The organism is Marinomonas sp. FW-1 (genome assembly GCF_005222245.1).
Taxonomy (GTDB): Bacteria; Pseudomonadota; Gammaproteobacteria; order Pseudomonadales; family Marinomonadaceae; genus Marinomonas; species Marinomonas alcarazii.
The window spans coordinates 1,794,237-1,806,685 of record NZ_CP025987.1 but is presented as its reverse complement, the minus strand read 5'-3'; the positions used below and the strand labels follow the sequence as shown (position 1 = coordinate 1,806,685).

The window sequence follows — 12,449 nt, the reverse complement described above, 5'->3', positions numbered from 1 at the left end:
AAAATCGTACCTCATTAATTTATAAGCCAAAAAAAACCAGCTCAACGTTAATTGAACTGGTTTTATACTAACTGTATGGAGTCTTCAAAGGCGGATTGTGGCCTTTAAGCAAACTCGCTGCTATTTGAAAACGCGCTTTCTAACACGCTCTAAACGTTTCAAAATCGCATCCAAACGCTCAGGTTTTACCATGAACTCTTGGAAACCCTTCATACCCTCTTGAGCCATGCTTGGATCCGTATCACGGTCATAAAACTGCGCTGTACCAGAAGCATTGCTTAGCATTTCAACCCCTTTATTCAAGAAGAAGTCATCTGGCGCACTCGCTTTCTTATGTGGAGGAATTTGCAACAATGCAGCGTTCACCAAAGTTTGGTTGTCTGGGCGAGCCATAAATTCTAGGAATTTACGCGCGTCTTTCTTGTTCGCCGCTTTTGCTGGAATATGAATAGTATCCATTGGCGCATCTTCGGCCATCGGCACATTGCTATCTATTTGTGGGAATTGGAAAAAACCCATTTTCCCATCTAGCTCTTTAGGGAAGTTAGGTACAATGAAGTTACCAATCAAATACATAGCCGCTTTACCGTTATACATAAACGGCTGCGCTTCTTGCCAAGAATAAGAAGCATGATTTTCTAGGAAATAGCCCTTATCAATTAACTCTTTCCAGTGTTCAAACGTTTTACGAACGCGTGGATCAGTGTAAGGAATTTTGCCATCCATCAAATCGATGTGAAAATCCAAACCGTTGGTACGCATATTCAAATAGTCAAACCAACCCGCAGCAGTCCAAAGATACTTGGTACCAATCGCGATTGGCGCAATATCATTGGCTTTTAATTTCGCGTTTACCGCTAAAAATTCATCCCACGTTTTTGGCTCACTCAAACCTAACTTATCAAAGATATCTTTGCGGTAGTAAATACCCCACTGATAATAAGTATAAGGAACGCCCCATTGCTTATCTTTAATAGTCATCGCTGAAGTGGCTGATGGCATATTGGCTTTGAGGTCTTGGTTTTTCCAGATGTCACTCACGTCTTCAAATAAGCCGCGGTCAACAAAGGCTTTCATACGGTTACCCGCGTACCAGAAAACAATATCAGGAGGTGTCGTCGACAACCAATTTCGAATGGCGGTTTTATAACCTTCTTTGTCGTACAAGTTGTACTTCACTGTCACGTCAGGGTTTTCTTTCTCAAACTTCTGCACGATTTCAGTAAACGCTTTTTTCGGCGCTGGGTCCGCTTGATCGGAGTTGATCACCAAAGTACCCGCATTGGCGATAGAGACAGCACTCAATGCCATTGCCCCTACCAATAAAGATTGTAATTTTTTCATTTATTAAAGCCCTCTTTTTATTTTTTTATTAAATGGAACCAAGTTTCAGTATTGACCATAAAAGCGCAAAAATCAATAAACGAAACAAAGTTCCACTTTATTCCCTGGCAAAGAATTTACTTTTTCTTCCAAATGGAAACATCTGCACCATTTAGCGTTCTATTACCCAAAACCAACTCAGCATTGTCTGGTTCAAAAACCACCGATTGCGAAGAATAATTAAAGACAAAAATGACATTACCGCGCTCACGAATTCTCACGCCTTCTGGCAAATAACAAGTAGGCAGAGAAGCAACGTCTGCTAGCTTCGCCAAGCTGGCTTTCAACAAACTATTATCCAGGCAAGAGCCCAAATAAAAATGTCGTCCCTCGCCCATCAACACAGGATTGCCACCACGATCACTTAGCAAACAAGGTAAATCTGTCTTGATCTGCTCATGCCAATGTTTCACGCTACCGGCTCCCCAGCGCCCAGAAACGGCTGGCTGAGTATGCTCAGGCAAAGCGTCTACACGTTCGACCGTTAACGGCAATAATTCCGCCAATGGCCCCGGCGCAAGATTGTCTGGAATTTGATAACTGTCCGTTTTACTGCCTGTTCTTGGCCCCGCTAATAACACGCCTTGGTAAGCATTTAGTCTTTCTTGCAACTGTGGCGTGATATGAGCTTGAGCAGGTAAAACGAGAAGCTCATAAGCGTCTAATGGTCCATCACTTGGAATAATATCGACTGAAAGTCCGATTTCGCGCAACGCTTCATAGACACGATAGCACCAGAATAAATAACGATACGCGCGGGACTGTGGCTGAATATCCAATGACCAACAGGCGTCGTAATCAAACATCAGAGCGACTTTGCCAGCGCTTGGCAAGGACATCAGTTCATCAGCATCTAACCCTAATTTTTCAGCCAATGCTTTCACTTCATTCGCAACCAAAGTCGCTTCTTTTGCCGCTTCGGCTTCTTCCGCATCTGGGCGTAACAAACCGGCGTGCATTTGTTCTTGACCAAATGGTGCCTGACGCCAGCGGAAGTAAGAAACCAATTCAGCACCATGGGAAAAAGCCTCCCATGTCCATAAACGCACCGCACCATCAGCAGGCGTTGGATTATGTGGCGCCCAGTTCACAGGCCCTGGTTGCTGTTCCATAATCCACAAACGACCCTTACCACAACCGCGATATAAATCATGATGGAAAGCACCAAAATCAGGATGACCAACACGTAAATACTGATGTTTTTCTTCTTGGGTATAAATGGCTTCTTGGTCTAAAAAGCCCAATGGGTAAGTATCCCAACTCGCCACATCCAGATCTTGCCCAACTTTGTGGTGATCGAAAGCAGTAAAAAAGCCCATGTAGTTATGGACCAAATCACGCCCTGCAGAATGCTCGCGCAAAATATCTACCTGCAGCTTGTTAAACGCGACCACTTGATCAGAACAACAACGCTGAAAATCCAAACGATGAGAAGGATTGGCTTCTGTCACGGTTAAATTTGGCAATTCAATTTCGTCAAAAGAGCGATAATCCATGCTCCAGAACACATTGCCCCACGCCGTATTCAATGCCTCAATCGTGCCGTATTTCTCTGCCAACCAAACCCGAAAAGCCGCAAGATCGGCATCTGCATAACTTAGAATCGTGTCATGACAGCCGAATTCATTGTCAGTTTGCCAAGACGCTACGGCTGGATGTTGGCCATAACGCTCTGCCATCATGGTAACTATGCGACGACATTCTTCACGGTATTCAAGGCTGGCAAACGTATAATGTCGACGAGAACCAAAATTACGCACACGGCCCTGCTCGTCTTTTGCCAACATAGAAGGATGACGATCTACCAACCATTTTGGTGGCGTTGCAGTTGGCGTTCCTAAAATGACTTTTAAACCATGCGAATGAAGAATATCTAAGGATTCATCTAGCCATTCCCAATGCAGCTCGCCCGGAGTCGGTTCAATTGTGCTCCAACTGAATTCGCCTATCCGAACGTATTCAATTCCAATACGCTGCATATGCTGTGCATCTTCTCGCCAACGAGTTTTTGGCCAATGCTCTGGGTAATAACAAACACCTAACTTCATATTCTACGCTCCAGCAAATGGCTGACTTGGTTCACCTGTGATATCAAGACCCAATGTGGCCTTCAAATCGATAGCAACAACATGACCAGACAACGGCTTTTCTGCTAATTCGCTTTCACTTGTGGCGACACTCGCCGATGTAATAAACAAAGTATTGCCATCAGCACCACCAAACACACAGCTTGTCGGCTTAGAGAACGGCAACTCAATCGTCTGCAAAACCTCACCTTCTGGGCTGTAGCGTACAATACGAGAACCGTCCCAATTCGCATTCCAAATACAGGCTTCGGCATCGATACAAGAACCATCCGCACCGATGCCCTCTTTCACTTCGAAAAATGGTTTTTGGCTGCGCACGTCATAAAATTCTGGGTATGGAAAAGCATGCACTTTGCGTGTCATTGAATCACCAAAATAAAAACGACCGCGCGCTTCATCCCATGCCAAGGTGTTTGAAATACCAACCCCTTCAAGCAACAATGTTCTCTTACCTTCTGGCGTGATTTTCCATAGACGCCCTGATGCTTGTTCCTCTGCATCGTCCATTGTGCCAAGCCATAACACACCATTTGGATCACATTTGGCATCGTTACTGCGGTTCCCAGGAATATCGGTATCTAGATCGCACAGGTGCTCTAACTCCCCTGTAGATTTATCCAAATACGCGACAGAATCCGCCAAAGCCACCAACAGTCGATCACTTTGCGTGGTAAATACTGCTGACACTTTTTTCGGCAAAGTCCAATGTTGGTATTCATTTGACTCTTGATGCCAACGCCATACTTGGCAGGCTGGAATATCAACCCAATACAAAGCTTGTTCTGACTGACTCCAAAAAGGCCCTTCCGCTAATTGATGTCGCTGAGTACTAATTTGCTTCATTATTTTTATTCTCCTATCTCTACTTTATAGTTAAAGAGAGCTATTTTTGATAAGCCTTCCAAGCCGCCACAAAAGCATCTGCATTCGTTTTAGTGACTTCGACCGATTGACCCTTTTTATACAAAGCCGAACCTAAACCAAACCCACGAGCACCGACATTTAAATAGTCCTCGACATTGGCAGGCGTGACACCGCCCACTGGACACAACCAAGTTTCGGCGGGAATCACCGCACCCAAGGCTTTCACTACATTAATGGTTGGCAAGGCTTCGGCAGGAAACAGCTTCACCGCATTTGCGCCTGCGTGCAATGCCGCAAAGGCTTCACTCGCCGTAAAAAAGCCTGGCATAGCATACAAGCCAGCCACTTTCGCAGCCTTAATCAATTCAACATCGGTGTGTGGACACACCATTAATTTCGCCCCAGTATCAACCAGCTCGGTTAACTGCGCCATGGTCAAAACCGTACCAGCACCAATCAACACTTGATCACCAAACTTTTCCTGAAGAGAACGAATACTGGTAAACGCATCAGGCGAATTGAGTGGCACTTCAATTAAGCGAAAACCAGCATCAATTAAAACTTGAGCATGCTCAACCACTTCAGCTGGTGTTATCCCACGCAAAATGGCAACCATTGGAAACTCTTGCATCAATGCATCAAAAGAATGTTTCATATCATTATGCTCCTTTTGCCGGATTATCTTCCGACATAGCCTGACGATTCGCCAAGCGCTTTAAACCACGAATACTCGCTTCGTTGGCGGCCAGAAATTCAGAAGTAAGATCGCGCGAAGACAAGGCTAAGGCATATCTTGCGCTCAACGCCTGACTGCCAACAATCACTACTGGACAGGTTTTCGTTTCTAGCGATGCGGCCTCTAACGCCACCAAGATGTCATTCACATCATGGCCAATCACCACACCAGACAAATAATCTCGCACTTCATCTGCGGCCAATTCGCCACAAACAAAACGACTGCGAGCACTGAACAAATGATGCAAAATACCGCCCGTTTGCTGGCTCGCTAACACCCCTTTTTTAAAGGCGGCTTCGTTAAGCTGATCTGATTTAGGCAAGCCTTTTACCAAACTCGATTCATCGTTCAAGCGCGCAAACAACTCTCCAGTAATAGAAGTAGAAAACTGCGTTACCTTACCCTCAGTAATTTGCGCCCATTTACAATGGGTACCAGGCAAACAAAAGATCGGTGATTCATCACCGCGACCTTGTTCTTCTAGCCAATCAAGTGCTCCTAGCAATTGCGTTTCTTCGCCGCGCATCACATCAAGCAAACCGGAAATGCCTGTACCTTGCAATCCTGGCACAATCGCCACCTTATTAGGTAACGAGGTCGATAACCAAAAAAGATGCTCAGCTAAATCGTCTAATTTAATCGGACAATGCTGGTAAGGCACTTCTTGCCAACCTCCTCGACTCCCCACCATGCCTGCCATATAAATTGGCAAATCAGGTGTTAGCCAATCGTCTAGCAAATCCGATAAGACACGTTCAAATTCAGCCGAACCAAGCTTCAACATACCTTGGTCACTGTCTCGCTGGGCTTGGATATGACCATCCTGATTCATCAAAAAGGCGCGTAAATTGGTGGTTCCCCAATCAATAGCAATAAAGCTCGCTTTGCCACCAACGGGTTGTGAAACAGGATTAAATTGAGTCATTACAAGCGCCCTCCGTCCACAACCAAACTTTGCCCAGAGATCATTCGGCTGTCATCAGCGCCCAAAAACAACACTAAATCCGCCACATCTTCAGGTTCAATTTTTTCTTTCAGCGCTTGCTGCGTCATGAGTTCTGCTTCCGCCTCTGGCGTTAGCCATAAACGCTTTTGCTTTTCTGTCATGACCCAACCGGGTAGCACCGTATTTACACGAATTTTCTGCCCACCAAGCTCACGAGCCAAGCCTTTGGTTAAGCCTGAAATACCCGCTTTAGCTGTTACGTAACCAGGATAACCTGCCAGCCCTAGCATCCAAGAGTTGGAGCTCATGTTAATAATGCTACCGCCACCCGCTTCAGCCATGGCAGGCGCAACCGCTTGAGCCGCAAAGAAATGATGCTTTAAATTGACCGACATGCATTTATCGAACGCATCAGAGGTCATGTCTTGTAAAGTATGACGATGATCGTTGGCCGCATTATTAACGAGAATACGGATCGCACCCCATTCGGCCATACGTTCGTTGATGACGGCTTGCAGCATATCTATTTCTGTTAAATCAACCAGATTAAAGTTCGCGCTTAATCCCTGATCGTTTAGCTCTTTGGCAAGACTATCACCGGCTGTTTGATCGATATCGAAAAAGCTGACCAAGCAACCTTGCTGAGCCAAGGCTCGCACCAAGGCTTCACCTATGCCGGATGCGCCACCACTTACTAACGCGTGACGCCCTTTTAAACTAGGATAAACCGTTTTATTTTTATTATTGGTCATTAATGAGACTCCCTACTGACTTTCGATCCACTCTTGCCAACCAAGAAGTCTAAATCCGCACCTTGATCAGCCTGCATAACATGATCAATGTACAACTTAGCATATCCACGATTGTAATCACTTTCTTCTGGCTGCCATGCGGCTTTACGAGCTGCCATTTCTTCATCGGAAATATGCAAATGCAAACCACGTCCTTCAACATCAAGGGTGATTTCATCACCGTTTTGCACCAAGGCCAAAGGCCCACCGACGGTCGATTCAGGAGCCACATGCAACACCACAGTACCGAATGCCGTTCCGCTCATGCGTGCATCACTAATACGAACCATGTCAGTAATGCCTTGTTCTAATAATTTACTTGGCAACGCCATATTGCCCACTTCAGGCATACCCGGATACCCTTTTGGACCACAGCCTTTCAGCACCAGAATTGAATCTTTGTCGACTTCTAGTTCTGGCGTATCGATACGAGCTTTGTAGTCTTCGATGTTTTCAAACACCACGGCTTTACCCGTGTGTTGCAACAAAGCCGGTGTGGCAGCGCTCGGTTTAATAATCGCCCCAAGTGGCGACAAGTTACCACGCAACACCGCAATCCCCGCATTCGCTCGCAAAGGCTGATCAATTGGACGAATCACATCTTCGTTGAAACATTCAGCCCCTTCGGTAATCTCACCCAAAGTAGCGCCACAAACGGTGTTAGCGTTCATATCAAACAAATGGCTTAAACGCTGAATTAACGCAGGGAAACCGCCGGCGTAATGGAAGTCTTCCATCAAGAATCGACCGGATGGCATCAAATCAACAAGACATGGAATTTCCGCACCAATACGATCCCAATCTTCTAGCGTCAAATCCACACCCACACGACCTGCAATCGCCAATAGATGCACTACTGCGTTCGTAGAACCACCAATCGCCGCATTGGCGCGAATGGCATTTTCGAACGCTGTCTTAGTCAAAATATCAGAAGGTTTTAGATCTTCTTTGACCATCTCAACAATGCGAGCACCGGTCATGTGAGCCAACGCCTGACGACGAGCATCGACCGCTGGCAAAGTGCCGTTTTCAGGAAGAGACATGCCTAAGGCTTCCACCAAGCAAGACATAGTCGATGCTGTGCCCATGGTCATACAAGTACCACGAGAACGAGACATGCCAGACTCCGCTCGCATGAAAGCGTCTAGGCTCATTTTGCCACCGCGAACCGCTTCACTGAATTTCCATACGTCCGTACCAGAACCAATATCTTTACCGCGATATTTACCGTTTAACATGGGGCCGGAGGACACAACAATCGTCGGTAAATCCACCGAACACGCGCCCATTAGTTGCGCTGGCGTGGTTTTGTCACAACCGCCCAGTAACACAACACCGTCCATTCCGTAGGCGCGCATGGATTCTTCCACGTCCATACTCATCAAATTGCGGAACAGCATCGCCGTCGGTTTCATTTGCGTTTCGCCCAACGACATCACAGGAAATTCCAATGGCACTCCGCCCGCTTCCCAAACACCGCGTTTGACGTATTCTGCCAATTCGCGAAGATGTGCATTACATGGCGTCAATTCACTCCATGAGTTGCAGATTCCAATAATTGGACGACCATCAAAACTGTGATCAGGTAAACCTTGGTTCTTCATCCAGCTACGATGAATAAATCCATCTTTATCTAACTTACCGTACCATTGCTGACTGCGTAATGGTTTTTTATCTTTGTTATTCGTATCGCTCATTCAGTGCTTCTCCGCTGCAGGTACGGCTTGAATCGCTATCAATACTAGAGATTCTGGATCAAAAATAGGCAATCTCAGCCCAACTTGACTCAAACTCGCACCATTCAAAATAAGATCTTGTTGCCACCACGCAGGCAAGGCTTTCATCAGATGACCTGGCAATGGACTATGCTCCAGAACCGAGACTCGATAGGGCTGCTCTGGCAGTAAATTGGGTAAACAAATCGGCAAGGTTTGCGCTTGCTTTGGCATGCTTAACTGACTATAAACGGCCAAACCTTGCATTCTGTCTTGGCTCAATGCCCATTGGGTTTGCGCTCGACCATCGGCGCTTGGCAAACGCCAGTTATTACCTTCGTGCAAGACACTTCGATACTGTTTGTAATGGGATAACCATTTGGCAATAGTGGCTTTTTGCTCAGCGTTTGCATCCAGCAAATTCCATTCAATACCTAAATGCCCTAACATCGCTGTTCCAGCTCGAAACGCCACATCATGGATTCGGCTTGTGGTATGGCTCTTATCTGGGCCGATATGAGAACCCATGACTTCTGGAGGTAAAAAATAACTGAAGCCGCGCTGGATCGTTTGACGCTCCAAAGCATCGTTACAATCGGACGCCCAGAAACGCTTGGTAAAATTCAAAATACCGAAGTCCACTCGCGCACCACCAGACGAGCAACTCTCAATTTCCATCGCTGGAAACGCCTGATTAAGCTCGCTTAGCAAACGGTACAAAGCCTCTACTTGCACACGGGCCTGTGGCGCAATATCACCACTTGGCTGCGTGTAGTCTCGATTCATGTCCCATTTCACATAGTCAATCGGATATTCCGTAAACAAAGCAAACAAGCGTTCACGAATGTATTGATAAGCTTCTGGTTTGGCTAGGTTCAACACCAATTGATTACGCCCAAGCGCTGGCTCGTACTGCGGCAATTGCAACGCCCAATCAGGGTGAGCACGAAATAAATCGGAATCTGGATTGACCATTTCAGGCTCAAACCACAAACCAAACTCCATGCCTAGATCGTCTTTCACATAACGAATCAATGGCATTAAGCCATCTGGGTACTTTGTTTCATCAACGAACCAATCGCCCAAAGCGGCCTTATCATTATCACGGCCACGGAACCAACCATCATCAAGAATATAACGTTCAACACCAACATCAGCGGCTGCTTTCGCCAGCGCTTTCAGCTTGGTCATATCGTGATCAAAATAAAAGGCTTCCCAAGTATTGAGATGGACAGGACGAGGTTTGGTCAGTTTCAAACGATGACGAGCTTCTTGGTGAAATTGCTGGCTCATGGCGTTCAGGCCTGAAGCGCTGTGTGAAGCTAACAATTCTGGTGTCGAAATAGAGTCGTTGCCAGCAAGTACAATTTCACCTGGCAAATACAAGACTTCAGCTTGTAAATAACGGTGACCTTCCGCGGTGTAATCGGCTTTTAATCTGTGATTACCGCTCCACGCCAAATGCGCACCGACTAGCTCGCCTTGCTGCTCACCAAAGCCCTGCTCGCCAACAATCACAGCAGGAAAGTTCGCCTGAGAATTGCGCCCGTTACGATTCTCTTGTAACCAAGTGGACTGCCAATCGCTACGCTCTTGCTGAAATTCTTGGCACCAACGGCCATAAAAGCCCATACGCTCTGTAAACTGAGTAACAACGGGCAAGGTGCAAGCCAAACGCTGTACGGTCACATTCGATTCACCTTGATTGGTCAATGTTAACTGCTGGCGTAATACCCCAGACGGCAACAAACCAATGTCTAACGCAACAGATAGCTTAGCCACCTTGTCTTCTAAGCGAATGACAAAGCCATCTTGCTGCTCTGTCACATCCAGCAAAGTCCAGCATGCCGCCCACGTTGGACGGTCTTGCGCGCTGGCTTCTAACGCTGGTGTTTGCAACCAGCCTCGCCCCGCTTCAGGAATCAGCGACATTGGCGTTGGCTTGTCCATCATGCCTTGCGGTATGGCCGCTTGTTGCGACAAATACACATAGCCCAAATCGGTCGCTGCAGGTAAAACGTCGCCAAAATACAGCAGTTCAGGAGAACCCTGTACCGGACACGCTATCACCAAGGTTTTCTGTTGCTGGTCTTGGCGATAAAAAGTCACGTTCTTCACATCAGACATGAGTGATTATCCTTTCGTAGCACCTAATGTTAAGCCAGCAATAAAATGACGCTGCATAGCAAAGAACAAAATAACGGGTGGCAATGCCGCCACAATAGATCCCGCAGCAATCAGCTGCCAAGACGCCATCCACTGTCCTTTTAATGCGCTGATACCCGCCGTAATTGGGCGCACTTCATCACTTTGCACCAGTACCAAAGCCCAGAAATAGTCATTCCAAATAAAGGTAAAAATCAGAACAGACAACGCTGCTAAAGCAGGACGAACCAAAGGCAACACAATATGCCAGAAGATCTGCCACTCACTCACCCCTTCCACGCGCGCCGCTTCAATCAGCTCATCCGGCAAGCCAACAATGAAGTTACGCATAAACAAGGTACAAAAGCCGGTTTGAAAAGCGATATGAAAGAGAATCAAACCTGACGCTGTGTCATACAGTCCCATGCTGATCGTTAGATCGCGCACTGGAATCATAAGAATTTGAAAAGGAACAAAGTTACCCGCGATAAACGCCGCAAAAAGAGCAACATTACCGCGAAACTTAAACTTGGCTAACGCATAACCCGCCAAGGTAGACAAAGCAACCGCCCCAAAAACAGCAGGCAAAGTTATAAAGATAGAGTTCAACAAATAACGCAACATGGGCGTTTCAGAAAACACCGTCATGTAGTTTTCGAACAACATCCATTCGGAAGGAATTCCCCAGTAATTGCCGGCATTAATATCGGCAGTTGAACGCGCCGAGGTTAACAACACAGCCACAAGGGGCAATAGCCAAAGTGCCAAAGCAATCCATACCGCTGCTCGATAGCTTAAATTAAAAGGTAATGATCTTTTTTCTATAGGAGTTGGAAACATTAGGCTTTCTCACTCTTCAGCATGCGCCACAAGAAGTAGGCGATATAAATATCCATAATCAAGAACAGCACTGTCGCAATCGCTGCACCATAACCGGCACGATAGTTAAAGATGGACTGCTCATACATGAAGTATGCAAGCACACTGGATGTGCCAAATGGACCACCACTTGTCATTGTCGCCACAAGGTCGAAGCTTCGTAAGGCACCAATTACCGTCACCACCACCGCAATAAAAGTAGCAGGTCGTAATTGAGGCAAAATGACATGACGCAGCATTTTCCAACCATGGGCACCGTCTAAACGTGCAGCTTCGATTTGATCCGGATTAAGGTTATTTAAGCCTGTGAGATACAAGATCATGCAATAAGCGATTTGCGGCCAAAGACCCGCGACTATGATGCCAAATGTCACCCAATTCTCATCGGATAACACCGCCACAGGTTCCATTCCGAACAGCCCAATCGCCTTATTAAAAAGACCAAATGATGGATCATAGAACCAAGAGAAAACCAAACCAACAACAACTTGAGAGATAACAAAAGGAAAGAAAAACATAGACTTAACTAAACGTATGCCCATGATTTTTTGATTTAGAAATAACGCAATACCCAAGCCAATAGGCGGCGCTAACATGAAGAAAACCATCCAGTAGATATTGTTTTTTAATGCTACCCAAAACTGATAATCATCAAACAGCTCCAAGTAGTTACTAAAGCCTACGAACGTCTTTTCTCCAATCCCGTCCCATTCATAGAAGCTCAGCCAAATACTCTGAAGAATCGGAAAGATCACGTAGACCACAAACAAAATGACTGCTGGCGCTAAGAACAAAACCGGCATCCATTGCTGCTGCCTGCTATGCAATTTCTGCATGGCGCACACACCTCTTATTTTTATTAATTTATAAATCGCCTACTTGCTACTTGAATTTTACTTCAAA

At 46.1% G+C, this 12,449-nt stretch carries 10 protein-coding genes; all 10 read right to left on the bottom strand.

Translation table 11 applies throughout. The annotated features are described in order from the left end of the window. Positions 1-120: 120 nt before the first annotated feature. Positions 121-1,344, bottom strand: coding sequence for an ABC transporter substrate-binding protein (locus C1X04_RS08405; protein WP_110572215.1), 1,224 nt, complete (start codon positions 1,342-1,344; stop codon positions 121-123). Between the two features lie 116 nt (positions 1,345-1,460). Beyond that, positions 1,461-3,431, bottom strand: coding sequence for a beta-galactosidase (locus tag C1X04_RS08400; RefSeq protein WP_137169659.1), 1,971 nt, complete (start codon positions 3,429-3,431; stop codon positions 1,461-1,463). A gap of 3 nt (positions 3,432-3,434) precedes the next feature. Next, on the bottom strand, positions 3,435-4,313 hold the full coding sequence (locus tag C1X04_RS08395; RefSeq protein ID WP_110572211.1) for an SMP-30/gluconolactonase/LRE family protein: 879 nt from the start codon (positions 4,311-4,313) through the stop codon (positions 3,435-3,437). Positions 4,314-4,353: 40 nt separating this feature from the next. Continuing rightward, entirely contained in the window at positions 4,354-4,989 is a 636-nt protein-coding gene (locus tag C1X04_RS08390; RefSeq protein WP_137169658.1) for a 2-dehydro-3-deoxy-6-phosphogalactonate aldolase, read from the bottom strand. Positions 4,990-4,993: 4 nt separating this feature from the next. Further along, complete coding sequence (locus tag C1X04_RS08385) at positions 4,994-5,995, bottom strand: 2-dehydro-3-deoxygalactonokinase (protein WP_137169657.1); 1,002 nt, start codon at positions 5,993-5,995, stop codon at positions 4,994-4,996. After that, positions 5,995-6,768 (bottom strand): SDR family NAD(P)-dependent oxidoreductase, encoded by a 774-nt coding sequence (locus C1X04_RS08380; RefSeq protein WP_137169656.1) that lies wholly within the window; start codon positions 6,766-6,768, stop codon positions 5,995-5,997. Before C1X04_RS08380 ends, C1X04_RS08385 begins: the two co-directional genes overlap by 1 nt. Then, positions 6,768-8,504, bottom strand: coding sequence for an IlvD/Edd family dehydratase (locus C1X04_RS08375; protein ID WP_137169655.1), 1,737 nt, complete (start codon positions 8,502-8,504; stop codon positions 6,768-6,770). Before C1X04_RS08375 ends, C1X04_RS08380 begins: the two co-directional genes overlap by 1 nt. Further along, positions 8,505-10,649: an alpha-galactosidase gene (locus tag C1X04_RS08370; protein ID WP_137169654.1), complete on the bottom strand. Its 2,145-nt coding sequence runs from the start codon at positions 10,647-10,649 to the stop codon at positions 8,505-8,507. It abuts the gene before it with no gap. Between the two features lie 6 nt (positions 10,650-10,655). Then, entirely contained in the window at positions 10,656-11,507 is an 852-nt protein-coding gene (locus tag C1X04_RS08365) for a carbohydrate ABC transporter permease (RefSeq protein WP_110572199.1), read from the bottom strand. Further along, complete coding sequence (locus tag C1X04_RS08360; protein ID WP_110572197.1) at positions 11,507-12,382, bottom strand: carbohydrate ABC transporter permease; 876 nt, start codon at positions 12,380-12,382, stop codon at positions 11,507-11,509. The genes C1X04_RS08365 and C1X04_RS08360 overlap by 1 nt, the downstream gene beginning before the upstream one ends. Positions 12,383-12,449: the final 67 nt, after the last annotated feature.